21 protein-coding genes are annotated in these 24,629 nt (G+C 70.5%); 15 read left to right on the top strand and 6 right to left on the bottom strand.

Annotated elements, in window-relative coordinates; all coding sequences use genetic code 11:
- Positions 1-124 precede the first annotated feature (124 nt).
- Positions 125-1,174 (top strand): D-2-hydroxyacid dehydrogenase, encoded by a 1,050-nt coding sequence (locus tag ACFQQJ_RS16450; protein ID WP_377108208.1) that lies wholly within the window; start codon positions 125-127, stop codon positions 1,172-1,174.
- A gap of 12 nt (positions 1,175-1,186) precedes the next feature.
- Here the strand turns inward: ACFQQJ_RS16450 and ACFQQJ_RS16445 are convergent, their stop codons facing one another.
- The 3 genes from ACFQQJ_RS16445 to ACFQQJ_RS16435 form a co-directional block, all read right to left on the bottom strand.
- Entirely contained in the window at positions 1,187-1,975 is a 789-nt protein-coding gene (locus tag ACFQQJ_RS16445) for a DeoR/GlpR family DNA-binding transcription regulator (RefSeq protein ID WP_377108206.1), read from the bottom strand.
- 128 nt (positions 1,976-2,103) lie between these two features.
- Entirely contained in the window at positions 2,104-3,285 is a 1,182-nt protein-coding gene (locus ACFQQJ_RS16440) for a Gfo/Idh/MocA family protein (RefSeq protein ID WP_377108205.1), read from the bottom strand.
- Complete coding sequence (locus ACFQQJ_RS16435) at positions 3,266-5,053, bottom strand: hypothetical protein (RefSeq protein ID WP_377108204.1); 1,788 nt, start codon at positions 5,051-5,053, stop codon at positions 3,266-3,268. Before ACFQQJ_RS16435 ends, ACFQQJ_RS16440 begins: the two co-directional genes overlap by 20 nt.
- Before the next feature lie 279 nt (positions 5,054-5,332).
- On the opposite strand from ACFQQJ_RS16435, the gene ACFQQJ_RS16430 reads away from it, so the two are divergent.
- The 9 genes from ACFQQJ_RS16430 to ACFQQJ_RS16390 all read left to right on the top strand — a co-directional run bounded on the left by ACFQQJ_RS16430 (position 5,333) and on the right by ACFQQJ_RS16390 (position 16,813).
- Positions 5,333-6,226, top strand: coding sequence for an ABC transporter permease (locus ACFQQJ_RS16430; RefSeq protein ID WP_377108202.1), 894 nt, complete (start codon positions 5,333-5,335; stop codon positions 6,224-6,226).
- Positions 6,227-6,238: 12 nt separating this feature from the next.
- Positions 6,239-7,174, top strand: coding sequence for a carbohydrate ABC transporter permease (locus tag ACFQQJ_RS16425; RefSeq protein WP_377108200.1), 936 nt, complete (start codon positions 6,239-6,241; stop codon positions 7,172-7,174).
- A 140-nt stretch (positions 7,175-7,314) separates the two neighbouring features.
- Positions 7,315-9,027, top strand: a complete 1,713-nt coding sequence (locus tag ACFQQJ_RS16420) for a hypothetical protein (RefSeq protein ID WP_377108198.1) — start codon at positions 7,315-7,317, stop codon at positions 9,025-9,027.
- Positions 9,028-9,115: 88 nt separating this feature from the next.
- Complete coding sequence (locus ACFQQJ_RS16415; RefSeq protein ID WP_377108196.1) at positions 9,116-10,351, top strand: sialidase family protein; 1,236 nt, start codon at positions 9,116-9,118, stop codon at positions 10,349-10,351.
- On the top strand, positions 10,348-11,592 hold the full coding sequence (locus tag ACFQQJ_RS16410) for a DegT/DnrJ/EryC1/StrS family aminotransferase (RefSeq protein ID WP_377108194.1): 1,245 nt from the start codon (positions 10,348-10,350) through the stop codon (positions 11,590-11,592). The genes ACFQQJ_RS16415 and ACFQQJ_RS16410 overlap by 4 nt, the downstream gene beginning before the upstream one ends.
- Positions 11,589-12,470, top strand: coding sequence for a dihydrodipicolinate synthase family protein (locus ACFQQJ_RS16405; protein WP_377108193.1), 882 nt, complete (start codon positions 11,589-11,591; stop codon positions 12,468-12,470). The genes ACFQQJ_RS16410 and ACFQQJ_RS16405 overlap by 4 nt, the downstream gene beginning before the upstream one ends.
- Positions 12,470-13,381 (top strand): aldo/keto reductase, encoded by a 912-nt coding sequence (locus ACFQQJ_RS16400; RefSeq protein WP_377108191.1) that lies wholly within the window; start codon positions 12,470-12,472, stop codon positions 13,379-13,381. The genes ACFQQJ_RS16405 and ACFQQJ_RS16400 overlap by 1 nt, the downstream gene beginning before the upstream one ends.
- 19 nt (positions 13,382-13,400) lie before the next feature.
- Complete coding sequence (locus ACFQQJ_RS16395; RefSeq protein ID WP_377108189.1) at positions 13,401-14,816, top strand: sialate O-acetylesterase; 1,416 nt, start codon at positions 13,401-13,403, stop codon at positions 14,814-14,816.
- Positions 14,813-16,813 carry a hypothetical protein gene (locus ACFQQJ_RS16390; protein WP_377108188.1) on the top strand — a complete coding sequence of 667 codons (2,001 nt, stop codon included), beginning with the start codon at positions 14,813-14,815 and terminating at the stop codon, positions 16,811-16,813. The genes ACFQQJ_RS16395 and ACFQQJ_RS16390 overlap by 4 nt, the downstream gene beginning before the upstream one ends.
- Positions 16,814-16,852: 39 nt before the next feature.
- Here ACFQQJ_RS16390 and ACFQQJ_RS16385 read toward each other — a convergent pair whose 3' ends face one another.
- The gene (locus ACFQQJ_RS16385) at positions 16,853-17,494 is read right to left on the bottom strand and encodes a GntR family transcriptional regulator (protein ID WP_377108186.1); all 642 of its coding nucleotides are present in this window, start codon (positions 17,492-17,494) and stop codon (positions 16,853-16,855) included.
- A 75-nt stretch (positions 17,495-17,569) separates the two neighbouring features.
- Here ACFQQJ_RS16385 and ACFQQJ_RS16380 point away from each other — a divergent pair, with 75 nt between their 5' ends.
- A complete protein-coding gene (locus tag ACFQQJ_RS16380; protein ID WP_377108185.1) occupies positions 17,570-18,589 on the top strand; it encodes a 1-aminocyclopropane-1-carboxylate deaminase in 1,020 nt (339 codons plus the stop codon).
- Positions 18,590-18,602: 13 nt separating this feature from the next.
- On the opposite strand, the gene ACFQQJ_RS16375 is transcribed toward ACFQQJ_RS16380, so the two are convergent.
- Both ACFQQJ_RS16375 and ACFQQJ_RS16370 read right to left on the bottom strand, forming a co-directional pair.
- Positions 18,603-19,232: a hypothetical protein gene (locus tag ACFQQJ_RS16375; RefSeq protein WP_377108183.1), complete on the bottom strand. Its 630-nt coding sequence runs from the start codon at positions 19,230-19,232 to the stop codon at positions 18,603-18,605.
- Positions 19,229-20,218, bottom strand: a complete 990-nt coding sequence (locus ACFQQJ_RS16370) for a sugar-binding transcriptional regulator (protein ID WP_377108182.1) — start codon at positions 20,216-20,218, stop codon at positions 19,229-19,231. The genes ACFQQJ_RS16375 and ACFQQJ_RS16370 overlap by 4 nt, the downstream gene beginning before the upstream one ends.
- A 111-nt stretch (positions 20,219-20,329) precedes the next feature.
- Between ACFQQJ_RS16370 and ACFQQJ_RS16365 the strand changes: the two genes are divergently transcribed.
- Genes ACFQQJ_RS16365 through ACFQQJ_RS16350 form a run of 4 tightly spaced genes read left to right on the top strand, consistent with a single transcriptional unit; the run spans position 20,330 to position 24,624 of the window.
- Positions 20,330-21,397, top strand: coding sequence for an ABC transporter permease (locus tag ACFQQJ_RS16365; protein WP_377108181.1), 1,068 nt, complete (start codon positions 20,330-20,332; stop codon positions 21,395-21,397).
- Between the two features lie 11 nt (positions 21,398-21,408).
- A complete protein-coding gene (locus ACFQQJ_RS16360; RefSeq protein ID WP_377108180.1) occupies positions 21,409-22,410 on the top strand; it encodes a substrate-binding domain-containing protein in 1,002 nt (333 codons plus the stop codon).
- 41 nt (positions 22,411-22,451) lie between these two features.
- Positions 22,452-23,963, top strand: a complete 1,512-nt coding sequence (locus tag ACFQQJ_RS16355) for a sugar ABC transporter ATP-binding protein (protein WP_377108179.1) — start codon at positions 22,452-22,454, stop codon at positions 23,961-23,963.
- Between the two features lie 28 nt (positions 23,964-23,991).
- On the top strand, positions 23,992-24,624 hold the full coding sequence (locus ACFQQJ_RS16350) for an SIS domain-containing protein (RefSeq protein WP_377108177.1): 633 nt from the start codon (positions 23,992-23,994) through the stop codon (positions 24,622-24,624).
- Positions 24,625-24,629 lie beyond the last annotated feature (5 nt).

Here is a 24,629-nt window from a genome sequence, read left to right as displayed (position 1 = left end):
CGTTTCCTTGTCTCACAGCACGATCATTAACGCATCTAGTATGATCATAAGTGATCGAAACTAGTCAAGTCTGATCATGCGCGTGCGTTTCTGAGCGCAAGCGTCCTGCACTCTGGAGGTCCCGATGAGCAGTCTGCGCGTGGTGGTCGCCGTACCGCTGGCGGCGGAACTGGTGCAACGCTGCCGCGGCGAGCGCCCCGACGTGACCTGGCTGTGGGAGCCGTCCCTGCTGCCGCGGCGACGCCACGTGGCCGACTTCGCGGGAGCCCCCGGTTTCTCCCGGACGGCCGAGGGGCAGGCGGCCTTCGAGGGGCTCGTCGACTCCGCCGACATCCTGTTCGGCATCCCGGACACCGATCCGGCGGCCCTGCGGCGCACCGCCCTCGCGAACCCGCGCCTGGCGTGGGTGCACACCATGGCGGCCGGCGGGGGAGCGCAGGTCCGGGCTGCGGGACTCCCCGAGGAGCGCCTGGCGCGCCTGGTCGTGACGACCTCCGCGGGGGTCCACGGGGACGGGCTGGCGGAGTTCGCCATGCTCGGCCTCCTCGCGGGATTCAAGGACGTCCCGCGGTGGGACGCGGACCGCCGGGCGCGCCACTGGCCAGACCGCCGGCCCGTCCGGCACCTGCGGGGCGCGGTGGTGCTCGTGCTCGGAGCCGGGGGCATCGGTGCGCGTGTCGCCCGCCTGGCGGCGTCCTTCGGCGCGCAGGTGTGGGGGCTCGCGCGACGCGGGCACGAGGCGTCCCCGCCGTTCTCCCGGCTCGTGCCTCCCGCCGGCCTGGCCGAGGCGCTCCGGGGGGTCGACGCGGTGGTCGCCGCCCTGCCGGGCACGGACGCGACGCGGCACCTGGTCGACGAGGCCTTCCTCGGCGCCCTGAGGCCGGGGGCCGTCCTGGTGAACGTCGGGCGCGGCTCCGTGGTGGACGAGGCCGCGCTGGTGGCGGCCCTCGCCTCCGGTCAGGTGGGCTTCGCAGCGCTGGACGTGTTCGAGGTCGAGCCCCTGCCGCCGGCCAGCCCGCTGTGGACCTCGGACCGCGTGCTCCTCAGCCCGCACACCGCTGCGCTGGACGCCGGCGAGGAGGAGCGCATCACCGAGCTCTTCCTCGACAACCTGCGTCGCTGGTGCGACGGGGAACCACTGCGGAACCAGATGGACCGCACCGAGTTCTACTGAGCCGCGGCGGGCTCAGGAGGCGATCACGATCTCCATCCCCGACTCGGCGAGCTGGCGCTGCTGCTCTGCGGTGATGCCGGAGTCGGTGATCAGGGTCGTGCTGCTGCGGGCGAGGTTCATCGATGCGAACGCGCGGCGTCCGATCTTGGAGGAGTCCGCGACGATCACCGCCCGCCGCGCCCGGCGCGCCATCAGCGAGTTGACCTTCGCCTCCAGCTCGTCATGGACGGTCGGCCCGACCATCGCGTCCACCCCGTTGGCGCCGATGAACGCGATGTCGATGGTCAGTTCGTGCAGCGTCGCCTCCGCGAAGGGGCCGACGAGCTCGTAGGAGCGCGGGTTCAGCACGCCGCCGGTGAGCACCGTCTTGATCTGGGGGCGCATCGCCAGTTGCGAGGCGATGTTGACCGCGTTGGTGACGATCGTGAGGGACGCGCCGCCGGCGTGCTCGGTGAGGTCCGCGCGGGCGCCGAGGGCAGCCGCGATCGCGGTCGACGTCGTACCGCCGCAGAGCCCGACGATGTCGTCCTTGGAGACCAGTGCGCTCGCCGCCTGGGCGATCACCTGCTTCTGTTCGGTGTTCTGCTCGCTCTTGTACCGGATCGGCAGGTCGTAGGCGACCTCGAGCGACAGCGCCCCGCCGCGGGTCCGGGCGAGCAGCTGCTGCTCGGCCAGGGTGTCCAGGTCCCGTCGCGCGGTCGCCGGCGACACCTTCAGCAGGTCGACGATCTCGTCCACCTGGAGCTGTCCCCGCTCGGCGAGCAGTTCGAGGAGGGACGCGAGGCGAAGGGAGCGGTTCACGGCTGACTCCTATCAGCAAAGGGGTGGACGGGGTGGCGTCCGACGACAGGATAGGGCGTTCGGATCACCCGCGTGATCATTTGATACCCGAAATGCTCGCGAATGCTCAGCAGTCTTCAGCCCGCTGATCACCAGCGGAAGGACCGGGACACCTCGTCGGGCGGGGGCGGGACGTCGACGGGCTGCCCGCCCGCGCGCAACGAGCGGGTGGCGGCCTCCCCGGCTGCGACGGCCTCCCTCGCCGCCAGCGGCGAGGTCCGGGTGTACCCGCCGTGAACCGCGTACTCGACGAACTCGGCGATCAGGGCCCGGTCCGCCCCGCCGTGCGTCCCCGGCTCCGCGGAGAAGGGGACGACCACGTCCGGGGCGGCGTAGCCCGGGTGGCGGCGGTTCCACACGCGCACCTCGCCGGAGTCCATGTCGCCGACGTTCTCCAGCCGGCCCTCGTCGCCGATGACGGTGTAGTTGCGCCAGTAGTCGGGGGTGAAGTGGCACTGCTGGTAGCTCGCCATCACGCCGTTCCCGAGCTGCATGAGCATCATCGAGATGTCCTCCACGTCGACCACCGGGTGGAGGCGCGAGTGGGCGGACGGCGGCCAGGCGTCCGGCTCGGCGACGTCACGGGCACGCTGCCGGTCGTCGAGCGAGCGGGCGCCGTCCCCGTAGACGGCGAGACGGCCCAGCGCGGTCACCCTCCTGGTCGGCGCGCCCGCGAGCCAGTGGATCACGTCGATGTCGTGGGCACCCTTCTGCAGAAGCAGGCCGGTCGTGTTCCTGCGGTCCGCGTGCCAGTCCTTGAAGTAGTAGTCGCCGCCGTTGCCGACGAAGTGACGGCACCAGATCGCCTCGACCTGCCCGACGGCGCCCTCTGCGATGAGCCGCCGCATGGTGAGCACCATCGGCAGGTGCCTCATGTTGTGGCCGACGTAGAGCCGGGCGCCCGCCTCGAGGGCCGTGGAGAGGATCCGGTCGGCGCCGTCCGCGGTGATGGCCAGGGGCTTCTCGCAGAACACCGCGAGGCCCCGTTCCAGCGCGGCGACCGCGACGGACTCGTGGGTGTGGTCGGGGCTGAGCACCATGACGGCGTCCACCCCGGCACCGAGGAGGGCGGGCAGGGTGCCGAACAGTTCCGCGTCCGGGTGTGCGCGCCGGGCGTCGTCGAGGGCGGCCGGGTCGGGGTCGCACACCGCGGTGACCTGCGCGCCCGGGTGCTCATCGACGAGTCGCCCAAGGAGCGCCCGGTTGCCGAAGCCGACCAGCCCGACGCGGAGGCGGCCGGCGCCCCCCTGCTCAGACGTACTGGTCGTCATGGGGCATCGGCCTGACGGCGGCGAGGGTGTGGGGCGCGTGGACGGAGGAGATCCAGCGCCACGCGCCGTCCGCCTGCTCGACCACGCCGGCTGCGGCGAGGCGGGCCAGCGCCCCCGGCGGGAGACCGGGGACGTCGAGTCCCGGGTCGTCCTGCGGCGCAGTGGCTCCCAGGAGCGCGATCAGGCCGGGGTGGTCGGCCTCGAGCCGGTCGGCGATGTACAAGGTCCCCTCCATGAAGTACGCCTCGTGCGGCTGGTCGTCGCCACGACGCGGCGTCAGCGCGATGGTCACCATCATCGGGCCGTCGACCGGGATTCCCGTGGAGGGCCGGTACACGACGTCGGCGTTGTAGTACAGGTTGATGTCGCCGCGGCCGTCGAACGCCGCGGCGTGCACGACGGCCGTCCCGTCCCGGTCGGTCACCGCCGTCAACTGGTAGGGGGCCTCGGACTGCGGGCAGGTGGTGAAGCTGCCGTCCGGGTTCCACACCTCCACGAAGCGGAACGTGAGTTCCGCACCCGCGAGCGGCTCGCCGCCGACGGTCAGCCGGGCGGCGAAGCGGTTCAGGTACTGGTCGCCCGCGTCGTCCAGCAGGCGGCGCAGCGTCAGCCGCGGCGAGGGGAGCAGGGTGTTCTCGATGTCGAACAGGTCCACGCCGATGGTCATGTCCTGGTGGCCGAACGGGGAGTCCGAGCCGACGTGGCCGAAGTTGGCCAGGGTGCCGTCGGGCATCGTGATCAGGAACGGCTGGTAGAGGCTCGGGGGCATCCCTTCCACCGGGAGCCAGTTGCGGCCGTCGTCGTTCGACACCGAGTACGGCTTGTTGCGCCGTGCGCCGACCAGCAGGCCGTCGGCACGCGCGACCACGGTCTCGGGCACCCAGCCGCCCTGCGGGTTCGCGGACGGGTCGGCCGGTGCGCCCAGGGCGATGGCGAGCATGGACCCGTTGATCCAGGCCCCGTCCCTGCGCTCGACGACCTGCCGGGCCACGGGCGTGGCCTGGACGTCGCCGGCGATGAACAGCAGCGAGCCGTCCGGCCGCTCGACCATGTCGTACTCGTGCGCACCGATGCCGGGGAGCACGTAGTGGGGTCCGCTGTAGGTGCGACCGTCGGAGGAGGTGAGGAAGAAGGTCTGGATCTTCGACAGGTAGGTCTCGCCGGGGAACATGGTGTTCCTGGTCGTCCTTTCGCGGTCGACCCCCCAGGGCGTCCCGTAGAGGGACGCGAGGACGACGATCGTGCCGTCGCGGAGCCTCCGGACCCGCCACACGTAGCAGCTGGTGCCGGCCAGCAGGGGAGGCAGCACCGTCCAGGTGGAGCCGCCGTCGGTGCTCTCCCGGACGTCGATCTCGTCGCACCAGCCCGTCCGGGCGTCGTTGACCCGCCGCACCTCCAGCCCGATGATCCGGCCGTCGGGGAAGCCGATGTTGGTGAACGCCCCCTCCTCGATCGGGCAGCGCCCGGTCTCGATGTAGCGCTCCCCGTCCGTGGTGCGCAGGTAGACCCGCTCGGACACCAGCAGCGGACTGGCGAAGTCGATCGCCCCGTAGGACACCGGCGAGCCGGCCGCCTCGCCCATCTCGAGTGTCGGCCGCTCGTAGGTGGGGTTGCCGGCCTGGGTCGTCTCCTTGAAGGACACGCCGATCGACCCGTCGCCGTACTCGAAGGCGGTGACCCAGGCGGTGAAGCCGGGCCTGACCGCCGGCGCGTAGACCTCGACCCTACGGTGGTGGGAAGGTCGGACGACGGGAAGGGCTGAGCTCATGGTGGCATCCGTTCGGTCGGCGGCCGGCGACCTCGTGAGGACGCCGACCCGGGGACTGAGACGCCCCCAGCATAGGTGAAGACTGAGCGAAACTGATAACTACCGCTCGTTTGATGGGGTAAATTATCATTACCCATCATCACCGACGATGCCCGTGACCTGAGTAGAGGATCTATGACGCAGCTCGCAGCCCCGGCTGGACCATCCGAGGCGCCGGCGATCATCGCGCCGGCGCCTTCCCGTCCGAGGCCGGGACCGCTGATCGGTGCCTTCCGTTACGTGCGGAAGCACTGGTTCACCTACCTGCTCGTGCTGCCCGGCCTGGTCTTCCTGCTGGTGTTCGCATACGGGCCGATGTACGGCATCCAGCTCGCGTTCAAGGACTTCAGCATCAAGAAGGGCATCTGGGGCAGCCCGTGGGTCGGGCTGGAGCACTTCGAGCGGATGGCCGCCGACCCGGTGTTCTGGAACGCTCTGGGGAACACCATCCAGATCAACCTGCTGAACATCATCTTCGGCTTCACCTTCAACGTCCTGCTCGCGCTGCTCATCAACGAGCTGCGGCTGCGCTGGCTGAAATCGTCGGTGCAGACGCTGGTCTACCTCCCCTACTTCCTGTCCTGGGTGGTCTTCGCCGGCCTGGTGGGGGCGATCCTCGCCGCGGCGAGCGACGGGGGCGTCGTGAACACGCTCCTGGTCAGCTTCGGCTTCCAGGAGGTGGACTTCCTGAAGAACCCGGAGCTCTTCCAGCCCGTCCTGGTGGTGACGAACATCATCAAGACGGCCGGCTACAGCTCGATCATCTACCTCGCGGCCATCGCCAGCGCGGACCCGGCCCTGTACGAGAGCGCGGCGATCGACGGCGCCGGCCGGATCCGGATGATGTGGCACATCACCCTGCCGAGGATCATGCCGAGCATCGTCGTCCTCCTGGTGCTCCAGCTCGCCACGGTGTTCCAGTCGAACTTCGACCAGGTGTACAACCTCTACTCCAGCTTCGTGTACAGCACCGGCGACGTGCTCTCCACCTACATCTACCGGATCAGTCTCGGCGGCGGAGGGAACTTCGAGCTGTCGACGGCGGTGAACCTGCTGTTCAACACGGCCGGCCTGATCATCATCATCTTCACGAACCGGATCGTGAAGCGCCTCGACGTCATGGGCATCTTCTAGGAGCGCGGATACATGGACACGACCCTCACGGCCACGGCCCCGATCGCGCCCCGACGGCGGCGCCGCTGGTGGCGGCGCATCACCTTCCTCGACGTCTTCGTCGTGCTCTTCACGGTCACCTTCGCGCTGATCTGCTTCTACCCGATGTGGTACGTCTTCCTCGCCTCGATCACGCCCTACAGCGAGTTCATCCAGAACCGCCTCATGGTGTGGTTCCCCCAGACCATCGACTTCAAGTACTACGTCGCCGTCTTCTCCACGGAGGTCTTCGCGCGGGCACTGTTCGTCTCCGTCACCAAGACCGTGCTCGGGACGTTCCTCTCGGTGCTGATCACGTCGATGATGGCCTACGGCGTCTCGAAGACCCACATCAAGGGCATGACGGCGATCAACGCCCTGGTGGTGTTCACGATGCTGTTCTCCGGCGGGCTCATCCCCGAGTACATGCTGTACCACGACCTCGGGCTGCTGCGGACCTTCTGGGTGATGGTGCTGCCGGGGGTGCTCAACGTCTTCTACTTCATCATCATGCGGAACTACTTCTCCTACGCCGCCCCCAAGGAGCTGGAGGAGGCCGCGATGATCGACGGCGCGAGCGAGGTGCGGATCTTCTTCCAGGTGATCCTGCCCATCGCCAAGCCGATGCTGGCGGCGGTCGCACTCTTCATCGCGGTGTACCACTGGAACGACTTCTACACCTACATGATGTTCGTCTCGAACCAGCCGGACATCCAGCCGTTCGCGTGGGTGCTCCGGCGCACGCTCGTGGACCCGTCCCTGATGAACCAGATCAGGAACGAGGCCGCCGGAGCCGGCATGCCGGTGCTGCCGCCGATCGGCCTGCGCATGGCCACGATCATCATCGCGATGCTGCCGATCCTCCTCCTCTACCCCTTCCTCCAGCCCTTCTTCGCCAAGGGGATGCTCCTCGGAGCACTGAAGGAGTGACAGATCGAGCGCGAAGGGCTGACACAGAGTGATTGCGTGTGATAGAAAGTGATCTGAACGCACCAGTTGCAATCAAAATCTGTCTTGAAGTAGTCAAACACTCGCGCGATCCACTTCACCCATCAAGAGAGGACCACGGAATGCGCAGCATCCTGAGGATGGGCGCCGCAGGCGCCGCAGGGCTCCTCGTCCTGGGACTGGCGGCCTGCACCGGCCCTGCGTCCCAGCCGACGAACCAGCAGAGCGAAGGCGCCAAGGAGAACGCCAGCATCCGGTTCGCGGCGTACGGCAACAGCCTCGACGACCCGACCGGAATGGCGAACGACCCGATCAAGAAGGCCATCGAGCAGGCCACGAACCTGACCATCCAGTACGACACCGGGACCGAGGGCTTCGACGACCGCATGCTCACCGAGCTGGCCACGGGTTCTGGTCCCGACCTGTTCTCCACCTGGGGTGAGAGCGAGAAGATCCAGTCCTGGATCTCCGACGAGGCCGTGATCGACATGGCGGCGATCGTCGACGCGCAGCCGGACCGCTACCCGATCCTGCACAAGATGTTCACCTCGCCGGCCTACCAGGCCTACAACAAGCTCTACAGCGGCGACGCGAACAAGGCCTACGCGATCTACGCCATCGGCGCGCTGCCGACGCCCGCCTTCGCCGGCGTCCCGGTGTACAACCAGAAGCTGCTCGACAGCTACAACGGCGGCCAGGTCCCGCAGACCGTCGACGAGTTCGTCGCCTTCACCACGAAGGCCGGCAAGGACGGCGTCGCCGGCTGGTGGCCGCGCAACGACAAGCTCACCAACTGGAGCGAGATCGACAAGACCATAGCCCTCCCGCAGGGCACGTCGATCGCACCGCCCGCCGACCAGGCGTGGACCGGCTTCATCCGCACCGGCGACGACGCCTGGAAGCTGATGACGACCTCCGACCAGAGCAAGGCCGTGGTCAAGCAGCTGGCCGAGATGTACAAGCACGACGCGCTCTCCGACGGCGTCGGCGTGAAGGGCGACTTCGACGACGCCTACGCGGCGTTCGGGCTGAGCGAACTCGCGTCCGCGAACTTCGGGTTCGGCTACGCACCGCAGTTCCGCGACTTCTGGAAGTCGGCGTGGAAGGAGGCGAACCCGGACACGGCCAAGGTCTCCGACCTCGCCCAGGGACGGTCGCTGCAGGGCAGCGCCGGCTACCCGCAGATCTACCAGACCAGCGGGTGGATGGCGGCCCACTGGTTCATCCCGAGCAGCGCCAAGAACCCCGACCGGGTGCTCGACCTGATCGAGTTCATCGCCTCCGCCAAGGGCCAGGACCTGGTCTTCAAGGGGATCGAGGGGCTCACCTACACCCCGGGGGCGGACGGCAAGCCGACCTACATCGAGGGTGCCTGGGACAAGATCAACAAGGCCTACGGCACGTCCGACGGTCGCGGCAAGTACGTGTGGTTCGAGTACCTGCTCAGCGGCACCTCGTTCATGACCGAGCTGGAGTCGAAGGACTGGGCCGACACCGTCAACAACCCGGTCGACTTCTCCGCGCAGTGGTCGAGCGACCTCGACAACGAGCTGCTCAACGCGGCCCAGACCCAGATCTCGACCTTCGTCGACAAGGTCGTCGTCAAGCTGCCCGACTACTACAACCTCATCGTGCTCGGTGAGGACGGCCAGGCCATGCGGACCGCGATGAAGGAGGTCTCGAACCGCTACCTCGCGGCCATGATCGGTGGACAGATGGACATCGACAAGGAGTGGCCGAACTACGTCAAGGAGTTCGAGGCCGCCGGCGGTTCGAAGTACGAGAAGCTGTTCAACGAGGCGGTCCAGACCGCCAAGACGTTGGCCAACCAGTAGGCGCGGCGTCCGCCGATCCGCATCGCGGGGAGGGACGTCCCTCCCCGCGATGCCCTGCCCTCACACACGTCCGACCAAGGAGCTCCCGGTGTCCGAGTACCCGACCCGCGTCCGTGCGCACGCGCGCCTGCTGTCCCCCGCCGTCGCGGAGCGACTCACCGAGTACCACTGGCGGCGGGTGTTCGCCCAGTTCGAGTGCCTGATGAGCGACGCCGACCACGGCACCAAGGGCGCCGAGCCACCGATCATCCCGGCGATCCCCGGTGCCCGTCGCTCTGTGGTCTACTACGGCAACGCCGAGAACGGCTCCTACAACCACCACAACCAGATCGCCCTGTTCAAGGGCCTGTACCGGTTCGCCTGGTCGAACGGGTTCCGCAACGAGGAGGACGCCGGCCAGCGGGTGCTGATCGCGTCCTCGCCGGACGGGCGCGCCTGGAGTGACCCGGACGTGGTGGCCGATGTCGAGCCCGGCAGCCCCTGGGCCCACAACTGCGTGGCGATGCACGCCACCGCGGACACGCTCTACATCGTCGTGATGACCGAGGAGACCGAGCACGACGAGACCGCGGTCGGCATGCGCCGCATCAACCCGGACACCGCCTACGTCGACCTCTACGCGTCCACCGACGGCCGCTCCTTCACCAAGGTGCGCAGCTACGGCTCCCGGATCAAGTGGATCTTCGAGGCACCCCGGCTGACGGCCGACGGCCGGCTGCTGTGCGTGTGCACGACGAGGGACGAGGGCCCGGCGATCCTGCTGTGGCCGGGCGACGACATGCTCGAGGAGCCGGAGTTCATCCGCGTCCCCGAACCGGAGGGTGCGTGGTTCCCCTACGGCGAGAGCACCTGGTACCAGCTCGACTCGGGCCGGATCATGGTGTTCTGGCGCGACGAGGGTTCGTCCTGCCGCGTGTACGTGAACCACTCCGACGACGGCGGGCTCACCTGGAGCGAGCCGATCCTGTCCGACATCCCCGACTCGATGAGCCGGCTGTACGCCGGCCGGCTGGCGGACGGTCGGTACTTCCTGGTCAACAACGCCATCGGCACCCTGCTCGACCGGCGACCCCTGATGCTGCTGCTCAGCGACGACGGCGTCGAGTTCAACGAGGTCCACATGATCAACGACTCCCCGTCCGAGATGCGTCGCAAGGGCCTGCTGAAGATCAACGGCCACCAGTACCCCTGCTGCCTCGTCGACGGCGACACCCTGCTCGTCGCCTACGACGCCAACAAGGAAGACATCCTCTGCGAGGTGATCGACACCCGGCGCCTCGCCCGCCCACTCACCCAGAAGAACCAGAAGGAGATCTCCGAATGACGACGACCACCGCACCCGACCGGCTGAGCGACCCGAGTGGCCGTGGCTGGGTGGACGGCTATCGGATCATCTTCCCGCAGCGCCAGCACGCCTACACCGAGGAGGAGATCGCCGCGGTCGTCGACGTCATGCGCAACGCGGAGGGGCAGACGCAGGGCGACTACCTGGAAGCGTTCCAGGACGACTTCGCGGCGTTCATCGGCGGCGGGCACGCGTTCGCCGTGTCGAACTGCACGAACGCGCTGAAGCTCGCCGGCATCTTCTCCCGCATCGGCCCCGGCGACGAGGTGATCATCCCCGCCTACACCTACTGCGCGACGGCGATCCCCTTCGGCGACCTGGGCGCGACGATCGTCTGGGCGGACATCCACCCCGGCACCTGGACGATCGACCCGGCGGACATCGTCCGGAAGATCACCCCCCGCACGAAGGCGATCGTCGCGGTGCACCTGCTGGGCATCCCGTGCGACATGAAGGCGATCATGGCGATCGCCGCGGAACACGGCCTGAAGGTGATCGAGGACTGCGCGCAGTCGATGGACTGCACCATCGACGGGCAGCACGTCGGGACGTTCGGCGACTTCGGGTGCTTCAGCTTCCACGCCGCCAAGACCATGACCACCCTCGGCGAGGGCGGCATGTTCGTGGTGAAGGACCCGGAGATCGCCCGCGCCGTCCCCGGCGTGCGCCACAACGGCCTGACGTCCCTCCCCGGCCCGCGCGAGCGGTACTGGGTGCCCGCCATGAGCAACGTGGACGAGTTCTGGACCGGGCAGTGGCCGCAGAACTTCTGCATCGGTGAGCCGCAGTGCGCGCTCGGTTCGGTCCAGCTGCGCAGCGTCCGGCCGAACAACGAGGTGCTGATCGAGCAGGACCGCAAGATCCGCGCGGCCCTGGCCGACGTGCCGGAGATCAGCTTCCCCGAGATCATCGAGGGTGGCCGCTACGTGGTGCACCAGTATGTGCTGCACTTCGACGGCAGCGCATTCGGCAAGAACCGCAACGACCTGATGGACATCGTGACCAGCGAGTACGGGGTCCGCTGCATCGTGCAGTACTACCCGCTGTACCGGTTCCCGCTGTTCACCAAGCTCGGTGCCGGCGAGCACGACTGCCCGGTCCTGGAGTCCTGGTGGGACAACTCGTTCTCGCTGCCCTGGTGGTGCGGGATCACCGACGAGGAGATCACGATCATGACCGATGCCGTGCGGGGCGCGATCGAGAAGCTCAAGGCGGCATGAGCCCGACCGGGATCATCGTCCCGCTGGTCTCGCCGATCGCTCCCGACGGGGGGCTGGACCTCGACCAGGTGGCCGCGAACGCGACGCGGGTGCTCGACGCCGGCGCCCACGGGCTGTACCTGTGCGGAGGCACCGGCGACGCCGCGGAACTGCGTCCTGCGGAGCGGCGGGAGATCGTCGACCTCACCGTCCCGATCGCCCGCGCGGCGGGCGCCTCGGTCATCGTCCACGTGGGCCAGGCGCCGCTGCGTGACGTGCGCGGCCTCGCCGAGCACGCGCTGGCCGCCGGGGCCGACGCCGTGGCCTCCGTTCCCCTCCGGGCGCCGTGGGGCCAGACCGTGCGCTACTACCGCGACCTCTGCGGTGTCGGCGGGCCGGTGTTCGTCTACCACATGCCGCCGGCGGGTTACCTGGCCGGCTTCGACCAGCTGGCGGAGGTGCTGGAGCTCGACGGCGTGGCCGGCGCCAAGGTGAGCGACTGGAACCTGTTCCTGCTCGGCCGGCTCGCGGACGCCTTCCCCGGACGCACGTTCTACACCGGCCTGGACGAGAACCTCGGGCTGGGGCTGCTCTCGGGGGCCCGGGGGAGCATCGGGACCTGGGCGAACCTCGTCCCGCGGTTCTACGCCACGGTGTGGGACGCGGCCGTGGCCGGCCGGCAGGAGGAGGTACTGCGGCTGCAGGGCCACTGGCGCCGCTTCCTCGCCCGCGGCTGGTCGGGCGACATCATCGCCGCCTTCGAGGCGCTGATGGCCCACCGGGGTTACGCGCGGGCCTGCTTCCGCGTGCCCGGCACCTCGCCGGCCGTGGACCCCGCGGTGCTCGGCGGGCTGGTGGCGGCACTGGAGGAGATCGAGGCGCTCGGAGAGGAGCGGTGATGGAACGGCGGACGCTCGGCGGTGGCGGGCTCGACGTGTCCAGGGTGTGCCTGGGCACGATGACGTTCGGCACGCCGGTGGCACCCGGCGACGCGGTCGAGCTGGTTCGCCGCTCGGCCGACCTCGGCGTCGACTTCATCGACACCGCGAACATGTACGAGGGCTATGCCCGCGTCGCGGGTTCGGCGGGCGGTGTGGCCGAGGAGATCGTCGGCCGTGCCGTCGCCGGCCACCGCGAGGAGTTCGTGATCGCGACCAAGGTGGGCATGCGGGTGGGCGAGGGGCCGGCGGACGAGTTCACCTCCGCCGCGGCCATCCATCGCCAGCTCGACCGCAGCCTGCGCCGGCTCGGCACCGACTACGTCGACCTGTACTACCTGCACAAGCCGGACCCGCACACGCCGGACGCGGAGATCGTCGGCGCGCTCGCCGACGAGCTGGACGCGGGCCGGATCCGCGCCTGGGGCGTCAGCAACTTCGGCGTCGACGGCCTGGCCGCCCTGGTCGCGGTCGCCGACGAGCTCGGCGTGCCCCGTCCCGTCGCCTGCCAGCCCCGGCTGAACATGCTCGACACCGGCGCCCTGGACGCACTGGTGCCCTACTGCGCGGCGCTCGGCATCTCGGTGATCCCGTACCAGGGCCTGGCCGGCGGGCTGCTGACCGGGAAGTACCGGCAGGGCCGGGGTGCGCCGGCGGGGACGCGCGGTGCGGACAAGCCCGACTGGGTCGCCCCGATCGACGACGCGCTCCAGGCGCGCCTGGACGAGATCGCCGCGGAGGCGGCGGCGGCCGGGATGCCGATGGCGTCGTGGGCGCTGCGCTGGCTCGCCGGACAGCCGGCCGTCGACGCGGTGATCGTGGGGGCGACACGGCTCTCGCAGGTCGAGGCCGCCGTCGCAGCCCTAGGCTGACGAGGACAGGAGGACGCCCATGGCCGCAGCAGGTGTCCCGGGGGTGCGGATCACCTCCGGGCTGGTGGACTGGCAGCTGCTGACGCGCGGGCCCGACGACCACGCGACCGTGGTGCTGCGCGGAACGGTGAGCCCGGCCACGATCAGCCCGGAGCCGCCGTTCCGTTTCACGGGAACGGACGCAGAGGTGACGGTCTCCGCCCGTGTGGTCGCCGAGTCCGACGGCGGCGCCGTCGTGCCCTGGACGCGTGCCACGCTGGCGGCCGACCGGACGTGGGAGGTCGCGCTCCGGCTGCCGGCCGGTGGCGGCTACCGGGTCGAGACCCAGCTGGAGCAGGTGGGCGGCGACGGGTACTCCCTCACCAGGGGCGACATCGTCCACCACGTCGGGGTGGGCGACACCTATCTCGTGATCGGGCAGAGCAATGCGGCCGGCCGGGCGCGCGACCGGGTCGCCGACGGTCCCCAGCTGGGCGTCCACCACTACCGGGCGGACGGCACGTGGGCGCTCGCTGCCCACCCCCTGAACGACGGCACGCGGGCGGTGCACGTCGGGCACTTCGAGAACCACAACACCGGCCACTCGCCGGCCCTGCACTTCGCCAAGCGCCTCCTCGCCGCGACCGGCGTGCCGGTGGGCCTGGTCATGGCGGCTTTCGGCGGCTCCCCGCTGCGGTGGTGGGTCGACGCCGACGGCCTCGCCCCGCTGGCGGAGAACGCCCTCGAGATGCTGGCGTCCGCCGGGGTGCAGCCGCGGGGCGTCGTCTGGTACCAGGGCGAGGCGGACTGCTTCGAGCGGGGCTCCGCCGACTACGCCGAGCGGTTCGGACGGTTCGTCGCTGAGTTTCGCGAGCGCCTCGGCCAACCCGGGCTGCCTTTCCTCACTGTGCAGCTGGCCCGCTGCACGGCACCGGTCGAGGGTGACCAGGACGCCCAGTGGGGGGCGCTCCGCGAGCAGCAGCGCAGGGCCGCCCACCAGCTCGACGGCGTCCACGTGGTGCCCACGGGAGACCTGCCGCTGTACGACTTCATCCACCTGAGTTCCGCGGCGAACCTCGTGCTCGCGGAACGGCTCGCCGATGCGGCTCTCGCCGAGGACCACGGCATCGACCGCGACTGGCGGGCTCCGGAGCCGGTCGATGCGGTGCTGCGTGATCCGAGGACGGCGTCCATCCGGTTCGCTCCGATCCGCAACTGGATCAACGACTTCGGCCTGCCGGCGTCCCGCTGCCCGATCGACGTCGTGGACGAGGCGGGGTTCGTCCCGCTCGCCTCCTGGGAGGTGGAGGGCGACGCGGTGGTGCTCCGGCTCGAGCGCGACGTGCAGGGTGCGGCGGTGGCCCACGGCATGTGGCGGATGGACCACGGCGGGATCGTGCCCGCCGACTGCACGCGGCTGCCGTTCCTCTCCTTCTACGACCTGCCGCTGGCATGAGCTACCTCTACTCGCTGCGGCTCGCCCTCGACCCGGGCTGGACGGACGAGCGCGGCCTGGGCGACCTGCCGGGGCTGGTCGAGGCCGGGCGGATCGACGACGTCATGGTGTTCGCCAACGTGGAGGAGCTGAACACCGGGCACACCGACCTCGAGGAGAGGGTCGCCTTCCGCGACCTCGCGGAACGGACCGCTGCCGTCGCGGCCGGGGCCGGCGCGTCGATGTCGATCAACCCCTGGCACACCGTCATGCACGGCGATTACGGCAAGACGCTGAGGCCGGGCCAGGACTTCCGGCTGATGGTGGACCCGTCCGGGCGCGAGGCCCGGCTCGCGGCCTGCCCGCGCGATCCGGCGTGGCGGGCCTACCTCGCCGAGCTCTACGGCTACTACGCCGGGGCCCGGCCGCGCTTCCTGTGGGTCGAGGACGACTTCCGCTACCACAACCACCCGCCCCTGGAGTGGGGCGGCTGCTTCTGCGACGAGCACCTGACCGAGTTCTCCCGCCGGGCCGGGCGTCCGCTCGACCGGGGCGAGTTCCTCGCCGGCGTCCTCGCGCCGGGTGAGCCGCACCCGTTCCGGGCGATCTGGCTCGACACGGCGCGGGAGGCGCTGGAGGCCACCGCCCGCGCGATCCGCGACGCGGTGCACGCGGTCTCCCCACAGACCCGGCTCGGCCTGATGACCTCCGTGCCCGCCGTCCACGCGGCGGAAGGGCGCCGCTGGGGGCCGCTGCTGGCGGCGCTGTGCGGTCCGCACCCGCCCGCCGTCCGCATCCACCTGCCGGCCTACTCCGAGCGCCGGCCGGCGGACTACCTGTCGATGTTCCACACCATCGCCGACGCGCAGCGTGCCCTGCTGCCGCCGGGGACCGAGGTGTACCCGGAACTGGAGAACTTCCCGTACTCGCGGTTCGCCAAGTCGCTGGCGTTCACGCGCTTCCAGCTGGTCGGCGCCCAGGTGCTGGCGCCGTCCGGCATGACCCTCGACCTGTACGACCTGAACGGCAACGGCCCCGTGCTGGCGGAGGGCTACCAGGAGGCTCTCGCCGATACCAAGGACGAGCTCGTCGATGGCCTGGCGACCGGTGTGTTCGCGCGGCCCCGCGAGGGCGTGGTGGTGCTGGTCGACGAGGACTCCGCGGGGAGCATCCACACCACGGCCGGCGTCTCGATGACCGAGCTCTATCCGCGCGAGTACGTCTTCGGCGCCCTGCTCGCCGCGTACGGCGTCGCCTTCCGGTACTCCACCGACACCTCGGTCAGCGGAGGCGTGGTGGCGATGTCGGGCCAGTTCGCCCGCACGGTCGGCGCCGAGGTCGCACGAGGCCTGGTCGAACGGAACCACGTGCTGCTGGACGCCGAGGCTGTCGACTCCCTGGTGGACCTCGGCCTGGGCGACCTGATCGGCGTGGCGGAGGTGTCCTGGACCGGTGACGAGGACGGCCTGGCGACCTACGAGGAGGCAGTCGACGGCGTCGAGCTGCTCGGCCGCCCGCGCGCGCGTGCCTCCACGCTCCTGCTCGGCGCGGACATCGGCCTGGTCACCTACCGTCCCGGGCGGGCGCGGGTGCTCACCCGGTTCCGCGGCGCCGCCCACGCCGATGCCGGCCCCGCCCACGCACTGGTGGACGAGCGGATCCTCGTCGTGCCGTTCGGCCACGGCGACCCGCTCGGCCCGGTCCCGCCGATGGTCCGGACGACCCTGCGCCAGGAGCTGCTCCAGAGCGTCCTCACCGCGTGGGACGACCGGCTGGTCTGCGTCCGTGGCGCCGCCGACGTCGCGGCCTACTGCTATCCCGACGGCGACGGCTTCGCTGTCTACCTGGTCAACGGCTCGCTCGACCCGCTCGAACGCCCGCGGCTGCATGTCGGTCGCAGGGACGTCGCAGCGGTGGCGCTCGGCGGGCGGGACCTGCCGATCGAGCGGCGGGGCGGCGACCTCGTCGTCGGGACGGTCGTGCCGGCCCTCGGGGGTGCGCTGCTCCGGATCCGGTGAGGGGCGGATCGCCGCGGGCCCTGCTGCCGTGTGACCGGCCTACGTCGCGAGGCGGAGCCAGTTCCGGCGCGTGAGGTCGGCGGCGCGCACGGCGTCCCCGGCCTCCATGGCGGCCACGATCGCGTCGTGCTGGTCGGGGGAGTCCGCACCGGTGAGGGAGCCGAAGTGCAGGTACTCCGAGCGCCGCAGCGTCGCGGTGACCTCCTCCAGCTGGTTCGCGACGAGCCGGTTCCCGCAGGCGTCGACGGGAAGCCGGTGGAAGGCGTCGTCGGCAGCGAGGGCTCCGGGGACGTCGCCGGCGGACAGCGCGTGGCGCAGGGCACGGTTGGCCTCCCGCATCGCGGTGAGGCCGGCGGTGTCGATGCGTCCGGTGGCGAGCCGGACGGCGAGCGCGTGCAGTTCTGCGGCCACCTGCTGCGCGTCCCGCACGGACGCGGCGTCCTCCGGCGCGACGACGGTGGACCGCCCCGGGGTCGCCCGGACCAGTCCCGAGCGCTCGAGGCGCAGGAGCGCCTCGCGAATCGGCGTGCGGGAGACTCCCAGCCAGGCGCTGAGCTCCGCGTCCCGCAGCTGCTCGCCCGGCGTGAACCGGCCCTGGACGATCGCGTCCCTGAGCACGCCGTAGACCTCGTCCCGCAGCAGCCGCCGCTGGTGGATCCCTCTCTCGGCGGGCACGGGCATGCGTCCTCCTCGATCGTGGCGTTGACATCCTACGCTTGCGATGCGCAATATATTGCACTCCACGAAAGGGTCCTGATGACGCTCCACGACTTCCCCCGCCACCCCCTCACCTTCGGGCCGAGCCCCGTCCACCCGCTGCGAAGGCTGAGCAGCCACCTCGGCGGCGCGCAGGTGTGGGCCAAGCGCGAGGACGTGAGCAGCGGCCTCGCGTTCGGCGGCAACAAGGTGCGCAAGCTGGAGTACATCGTCCCCGACGTCCTCGCCTCCGGAGCCGACACGCTGGTCTCGATCGGGGGCTACCAGTCCAACCACACCCGGCAGGTGGCTGCGGTCGCCGCGCACCTCGGCCTGAAGTGCCGCCTGGTGCAGGAGCACTGGGTGCCGTGGGACGACCCGGTGAACGACAAGGTCGGCAACATCCTGCTCTCGCGGATCCTCGGCGCGGACTCCCGCCTCGACCCCGCCGGCTTCGACATCGGCATCCGGGACTCCTGGAAGAACGCCCTCGCCGAGGTGGAGGCGGCCGGCGGAACGCCCTACCCGATCCCCGCCGGCGCCTCGGAGCACCCGCTCGGCGGGCTGGGCTTCGCCAACTGGGCGTTCGAGGTCGCCGCCCAGGAGAAGGAGCTGGGGGTCTTCTTCGACACGATCGTGGTGTGCACGGTGACCGGCTCCACCCACGCCGGGATGATCGCCGGGTTCGCCGCCCTCGAGGACCTGACCGGGGTGAAGCGCCGGGTGCTGGGCATCGACGCGTCCGCGACGCTGGCGAAGACCCGCGACCAGGTGGCCCGGATCGCCCGCGACACCGCGGCGCTCATCGAGCTCGGGCGCGACCTGCGCGACGACGAGATCCAGGTGCTCGAGGGCTGGGCCGGTGAACTCTACGGCATCCCCGTGGAGTCGACGATGGAGGCGATCCGGCTCGGCGCCCAGCTCGAGGCGATGATCACCGACCCGGTCTACGAGGGCAAGTCGCTCGCCGGCCTGATCGACCTCGTCTCCACCGGGGAGATCCCCCGCGACGCGACGGTGCTGTACGCCCACCTCGGCGGGCAGCCGGCGATCAACGCCTACCACCGCCTCTGGAGCTGAGCGCCCTCGCCCGCTATCCCTCCGGGACGGACCGCCGGCACGCCTCGAGCCAGGCCCCGGTGTCCGGCGCCTGGAACAGGCTGGTACCGCTGACCAGCCACTGCGCGCCGGCCTCGGCGAGGGCGCTGAAGTGGCCCGGGCCGATGCCCCCGTCCACCCCGACCAGGGGGTTGCGCCCCCGGTCCCTGAGGCGCCGGACGCGGTCGAGCACGGCCGGGTCGAACGGCGCTCCGGCCTCGCCGGGGGTGATCGCCATCAGCAGGACGGGGAGCCCGGAGGGCACCTGCTCCAGCGGCGTGCCGAGCGAGACCGCCAGCGCCGGCCGCACCCCCCGCGCCTCGATGGCCGCGACCGCTGCCGGGGCGCCGTCGACCTCCAGCGGGACGACGATCGTGGTGCAGAGCTCCGCCCAGGCGGGCACGTCCGGTGCGGGGGCGTGTGACATCAGGTGGGCCTCCGACTCCACCGGCGGCGTGGACGCCAGCAGCCGGCCGGCGGCGCTCGGGGTGAACCCCCCCGGCGCGGCGAACCGGCCGTCGCTGGCGTCCCAGTGCACGACGGGCAGCCCGGCGGCCACCGCCGTGGCGAGGCGGTGCGGCCGCGCGTCGACCGGCACCGACCACAGCGAGCCGGCGATCCTCATCGGCCGCTCCCGGCAGCGGGGACGGCGGGAGCGGAGAGCAACGTCTCGGCAAGGTCGGCGTCCACCACGAGCTCGGAGATCACGTCCGCCCGCCACAGCGCGAGGATCGCCTCGGCCTTGCTCGGGTCGGAGGCGATCGCGATCACCCGCGGGATCCGGTGGAGCTGCTCGGCGGAGATCGAGAAGATGTGCTCGGTCAGTTCGGGGTCGGCGAGGGACCCGTCCGGCCGGAACGGGAGCCCGCACACCTCGGCGATGGCGCCTGTGGCCAGCAGTCGCTCGCGCATCGCCGGCGGCAGCAGCGGGAGGAACTGGGAGTTGGTGGCGCCGTCGGCCGCCGGGGCGAAGCTGCCGACGGCCGCGATCGCCGTGGTGACGGTGTCGAACAGGTCGAACACCTCCTTGATGTCGGGCTGGTTGCGCAGCGCCTGCGCGGCCTGGAGGTTGTCGACGTACAGGGGTGCCATGATCGCCTTCGCGTTGTTCCCGCCGATCAGGGACGCCCTCCGGGCCAGCTCGATCGGGCTCTCCCTGAGGTTCGAGCCCACGTGGCCGGTCAGCTGGAGCACCTGCACGTTGGGCAGGCTCTCCAGGCTCTCGATCATGTGGGTGAGCGTGCGTCCCCACGTCAGGCCGAGGGTCTCGCCGGCCCGCAGCGTCCGCTGGAGGTGGCGTCCTGCGGCGACGCCCACGATGTGGCGCACCTCCTCGCGGGTGCCGAAGGCCTCCACCACGATCGCGTGGCTCAGTCCGAGGTGCGCGGCCAGCCGCGCGCCGAGCTCCGCGTCCTCTGCGCCGCCGGTGTGCAGGGTGATCCGGACGAGCCCGGTGTCGCGGGCCTCCTTCAGCAGCCGCGCGACCTTGAACCGGCTGACGCCCAGCTGGTCGCTGATGGCGACCATCGACTCGTCGTTGAGGTAGTAGCGGCGGGCGATCTCGAGCATCTGCCGCGCCCGCGCTCGTTGTGTCTTTGCTTGCGTGCTCATTTGAGCGCAATCTAGCACAGTCGAGTCACGAAAACGCAACACATGTTGCAAGTCGTCGGAACTCAGGCCTATGTTCGTCAGGTCGGACCCTCGAGGTGGAGGAGCGGTGGAATGGCGAAACGGCGTCGGTTGCCGGAGGAGATGGGCATCTTCGGGGTGCTCGTCCTCGTCGCCCTGGTCATGTCGATGCTGTCGCCGGAGTTCATGACCCTGGGCAACATCCAGGTCCTCATGCTCAACGGCACGGTGGTGGCGTTCCTTGCCCTCGGCCAGACCTTCGTCCTGCTGACCGGCGGCATCGACCTCTCCGTCGGCTCGAACATCGCCCTCACCGGCATGCTCGCCGCGATCTCGATGCAGCTGGGCGCCCCGTGGTGGCTGGCCGGCATCGTCGCGGTGGTCGTCGGCCTGCTCGTGGGCCTCTTCAACGGCGCGATCATCCACTTCGTCAAGCTGCCGCCGTTCATCGTCACCTTCTCCACCTACGGCATCTCCGCCGCGATCCCGCAGATCCTGACCGGGGCGCGCTCGGTGACCGTGGCCGACCCGATGTTCGCGGTGTTCGGACGCGGCTCGCTGTACGGCATCCCGATCCCGGTGATCATGCTGGCGATCGCCGCCGCCGTCTTCATCGTGATCCTCCGCCAGACCCCGAGCGGCGTGCACATCTACGCCGTGGGCGGCAACGCCGACGCCAGCCGCCTCGCCGGGGTGAACATCGGGCGCAAGATCCTGATGGTCTACGCCATCTCGGGCATCTGCGCGGGCATCGGCGGCGTCATCACCACCAGCCGGCTGATGGTCGGCTACCCCACCGCGGGCTCGGGGAACGAGCAGTTCTACAGCATCGCCTCTGCGGTGGTCGGCGGCGTCAGCCTGTTCGGCGGCATCGGCACGATCGTGGGCGCCCTGCTCGGCGCGATCCTGATCGCCACGGTGTCGAACGGCATGAACGTCGTCGGCGTCGACAGCTTCTGGCAGCCCCTGGTCATCGGCGTGATCATCCTCCTCGGCGTGAGCCTCGACGCCATGCGTCGCCGCATCACCCTCGCCGAGGGCCTCCGGCGCCTGTTCGCCCCCGCCGCTGCCCCACCGCCCCCCGCACCGGAGGGTGCCGCAGGCCCCTCCCCGTCCCTCGACAGCCCAGGGGTCACCCGGGGCGAGCAACACAACCGATAGGAGAAGCAAAGATGCTGAACTGGAAGATCCCTGCCATCACGGGAGCCGCCGCGCTGGCGGTCCTCCTCGCCGGGTGCGGCGGCCTCAACACAGGGGCGGCCAGCTCGGCCCCGGCGAGCGGGACGGCCGCGGGCGCCGCCAAGCCCGCGGCCTGCTCCGACGCCCAGCCCTACCTGGCCGTCGCCCTGCCGAACCTGACCAACCCCTACTACGTGGCCATGAAGAAGGGCTTCGAGGAGGAGGGCGCGTCCGCCGGGTTCAAGGTGGAGGTGCAGGTCGCGAACGACGACGACGCCAACCAGCTCGCCCAGGTGCAGGCGATGCTGCAGAAGAAGCCGTGCGCGCTCGCGCTCAACGCGGTGAAGTCCGAGCCCGCCGCCGCCATCGTCAAGGCGGCCAACGACGCCGGCGTCCCGGTGTTCACGGTGAACGTGATCGTGGACGAGGAGGCCCTGAAGGCCCAGGGCGCGACGATCATGCAGTACCTCGGCGCGGACAACAAGGCCGGCGGCCAGCAGACCGCAGAGCAGATCCTGAAGGACCTCGGCGCGGACGCCACCCTCAACATCGGGTTCGTCACCGAGCCGGACGAGCGCCCGGTCGTGATCCGCGACGAGGGCTTCACCGAGGGCATGAGCTCCAACCCCAACGCCAAGGTCGTGGCCAAGGTCGACGGCAACGTGAAGCCGGACGATTCGCTGAAGGTCACCTCCGAGATGATGCAGGGCCACCCCGAGATCAACGTCATCTTCGCCTCCACCGGCCCGGCAGCCTACGGCGCCATCCAGGCCACCGAGGGCAAGGACGTGAAGGTCTACGGCTTCTGCGCGGCCGAGGAGCCGCTGACCGACTCCTACCCGGCGTGCGTGGCCCAGGAGCCCGAGGACTACGGACGCCGCGTCGTCCAGCAGATCTCCGGCTGGAAGGGCGGCGGCGAGGTGCAGCCCGAGATCCTGCGTCCGCTGAAGATGTTCGTCAAGCCCGAGACCCCGGGCGCGGGCTTCGTCGGCTGATCCGGACGGGCCGTCGCAGGTGAGACAAGGAGGTGGGCGACGTGGCTGACGTGCTGCGCGCCGTCGGGATCCGCAAGCTCTTCGCCGGCGTCCCCGCTCTCGACGGGGTCGACCTGACCGTCACCGCCGGCAAGGTGGTCGGCCTGGTCGGGCACAACGGGGCCGGCAAGTCGACGCTGCTGAAGGTGCTCTCGGGCGCCTACCAGCCCGACGGCGGCGAGCTCTTCCTCGGCGACGAACGAGTGTCGTTCCACTCACCTGCGACGGCCATCCAGGCCGGCGTCTCGACGGTCTACCAGGAGCTGTCGCTCCTGCCCAACCTCACGGTCGCCGAGAACACGTTCCTCGGCCGTGAGCTCCGGCGGGGCGGCCGGCTCGACAAGGTGGCCATGCGCGAGGCCGCCCAGGCGCTGATCGACCGGTTCCAGATCCCGGTGGACGCCACCCGCAGGGTCGGCGACTACCCGGTGGCCACCCGCCAGCTGCTGGAGATCGCCATCGCGACCTCGAGGAACGCCAGGTTCCTGCTGCTCGACGAGCCGACCACCAGCCTGGAGGGTGAACAGGTCGAGCCGCTGCTGCGGCTCGTCCGGGGCCTGGCGACGGACGAGGGCCTGGGCATCATGTTCATCAACCACAAGCTCGACGAGCTGTTCGCGATCTCCGACGAGGTGGTCGCCCTGGTGAACGGGCGGGTGCAGATCGAGGGCCCGACCGACCGCGTCAACCGGTCCGAGGTGATCACCGCGATCGCCGGCTCGGAACTCCCCGAGCGCCGGGTGCCGGCCGCAACCGGTCTGGCCACCGGGGCCGGTGCCGGCGAGCATGCCGTCGCCCTCTCGGTGAGAGGGCTGCGCAACGACCAGCTCAAGGGGGTCGACCTCGAGGCGAGGGAGGGCCGCATTCTCGGGATCTACGGGCTCGTCGGCTCCGGTCGCACCGAGTTCCTGCGCACGCTCGTCGGGCTCCTGCCCACCTCCGGCGGCTCGGTGAGCCTGTTCGACCGGGACTACCGGCCGGGCGGCCCCGCGGACGCCCAGCGCCACGGCGTGGTGTACCTCACGGAGGAGCGCAAGATCGACGGCATCGTCCCCGGCCTCACCTCCATCACCAACGTGGTGCTCCCGGTGGTGCGCCAGTACACCCGCGGCGGCCTGCTCGACCACCGTCGGCTCCGCGCGGTCGCCACGGACCTCCTCACCCAGCTCGGCATCCGGGGCGACATCCACGCACCGGTGGTCACGCTGTCCGGCGGGAACCAGCAGAAGGTCCTGCTCGCCCGGGCCCTCGCGCAGAAGCCCCGCGTGCTGCTGCTGGACGAGCCGACCAAGGGCGTCGACATCGGCGTCAAGGCCGAGATCCACCAGTTGCTGCGCTCCCTGGCCCACGACGAGGGGCTGGCCGTGGTGATGGTGTCCAGCGAGGAGGAGGAGATCCTCGAGGTCGCGGACGAGGTGGTCACCTTCGTGCTCGGTTCCTGCGACGGCCGGGAGGTCGCCGCGTCCGACCTCACCGTCCAGGGCCTGCGGCAGAGCGCATGGGAAGCGGCCTGAGGCCGCCCCGACAGAACGGAAAGGAATCATGAACCAGGAATTCCTCGGCCTCGCCAGGGAGCGGATCGCGATCGAGGCGGGCGCCGTCCAGGCCGTCGTCGACGTCTTCGACGACGTGACCGACGACATCGTCGCGCTGCTCTACGGCTGCACGGGCAAGGTGTTCGTGACGGGCTCGGGCACCTCGGGCACCATTGCCCGCAGGATGGCCCACCTGTTCTCCGTCAGCGGCACGCCGTCGGTGTTCATGCAACCCTCGGACGCCCTCCACGGCACGATGGGCGCGCTGCGCGAGCGCGACGTGCTGATCGCCATCTCCAAGGGCGGGGAGTCCGACGAGATCAACAACCTGTGCGCGCGTGCCCGCGAGCGCGGGGTCAAGGTGGTCGCCCTCACCAGCGAGCCGGAATCGCAGCTGGCGCGGCTGTCCGACCACGTCCAGGTCTTCGGGGTGGGCGACCAGGTGGACCCGGGCAACCTCATCGCGATGGGTTCGACCCTGATGCATGCGGTCTGGGGCGACTGCCTCGCCGTCGCGCTGATGCGGATGCGGGGGTACACCTGGTCCGAGGTCGTCTTCACCCACCCGCTCGGGGCCGTGGGCAAGCTCGAGGGGCTGCCGGACGCGATGGGCTCCCTGCCGGCCCCCCTGCCCGACTAGGATCC

The organism is Propionicimonas sp. T2.31MG-18, assembly GCF_964266745.1.
In the GTDB taxonomy this organism is placed as follows: domain Bacteria; phylum Actinomycetota; class Actinomycetes; order Propionibacteriales; family Propionibacteriaceae; genus Propionicimonas.
Note: the sequence above shows the minus strand (reverse complement) of the source record. Positions and strands in the feature narration are given on the sequence as shown.

What these genes read in the sequence shown, in the direction of transcription:
- ACFQQJ_RS16450 (WP_377108208.1), top strand. Translation starts at nt 125, where the DNA reads ATGAGCAGTCTGCGCGTGGTGGTCGCCGTACCGCTGGCGGCGGAACTG.
- ACFQQJ_RS16440 (WP_377108205.1), bottom strand. Translation starts at nt 3,285, where the DNA reads ATGACGACCAGTACGTCTGAGCAGGGGGGCGCCGGCCGCCTCCGCGTC.
- ACFQQJ_RS16435 (WP_377108204.1), bottom strand. Translation starts at nt 5,053, where the DNA reads ATGAGCTCAGCCCTTCCCGTCGTCCGACCTTCCCACCACCGTAGGGTC.
- ACFQQJ_RS16425 (WP_377108200.1), top strand. Translation starts at nt 6,239, where the DNA reads ATGGACACGACCCTCACGGCCACGGCCCCGATCGCGCCCCGACGGCGG.
- ACFQQJ_RS16420 (WP_377108198.1), top strand. Translation starts at nt 7,315, where the DNA reads ATGCGCAGCATCCTGAGGATGGGCGCCGCAGGCGCCGCAGGGCTCCTC.
- ACFQQJ_RS16410 (WP_377108194.1), top strand. Translation starts at nt 10,348, where the DNA reads ATGACGACGACCACCGCACCCGACCGGCTGAGCGACCCGAGTGGCCGT.
- ACFQQJ_RS16405 (WP_377108193.1), top strand. Translation starts at nt 11,589, where the DNA reads ATGAGCCCGACCGGGATCATCGTCCCGCTGGTCTCGCCGATCGCTCCC.
- ACFQQJ_RS16400 (WP_377108191.1), top strand. Translation starts at nt 12,470, where the DNA reads ATGGAACGGCGGACGCTCGGCGGTGGCGGGCTCGACGTGTCCAGGGTG.
- ACFQQJ_RS16395 (WP_377108189.1), top strand. Translation starts at nt 13,401, where the DNA reads ATGGCCGCAGCAGGTGTCCCGGGGGTGCGGATCACCTCCGGGCTGGTG.
- ACFQQJ_RS16390 (WP_377108188.1), top strand. Translation starts at nt 14,813, where the DNA reads ATGAGCTACCTCTACTCGCTGCGGCTCGCCCTCGACCCGGGCTGGACG.
- ACFQQJ_RS16385 (WP_377108186.1), bottom strand. Translation starts at nt 17,494, where the DNA reads ATGCCCGTGCCCGCCGAGAGAGGGATCCACCAGCGGCGGCTGCTGCGG.
- ACFQQJ_RS16380 (WP_377108185.1), top strand. Translation starts at nt 17,570, where the DNA reads ATGACGCTCCACGACTTCCCCCGCCACCCCCTCACCTTCGGGCCGAGC.
- ACFQQJ_RS16375 (WP_377108183.1), bottom strand. Translation starts at nt 19,232, where the DNA reads ATGAGGATCGCCGGCTCGCTGTGGTCGGTGCCGGTCGACGCGCGGCCG.
- ACFQQJ_RS16370 (WP_377108182.1), bottom strand. Translation starts at nt 20,218, where the DNA reads ATGAGCACGCAAGCAAAGACACAACGAGCGCGGGCGCGGCAGATGCTC.
- ACFQQJ_RS16365 (WP_377108181.1), top strand. Translation starts at nt 20,330, where the DNA reads ATGGCGAAACGGCGTCGGTTGCCGGAGGAGATGGGCATCTTCGGGGTG.
- ACFQQJ_RS16360 (WP_377108180.1), top strand. Translation starts at nt 21,409, where the DNA reads ATGCTGAACTGGAAGATCCCTGCCATCACGGGAGCCGCCGCGCTGGCG.
- ACFQQJ_RS16350 (WP_377108177.1), top strand. Translation starts at nt 23,992, where the DNA reads ATGAACCAGGAATTCCTCGGCCTCGCCAGGGAGCGGATCGCGATCGAG.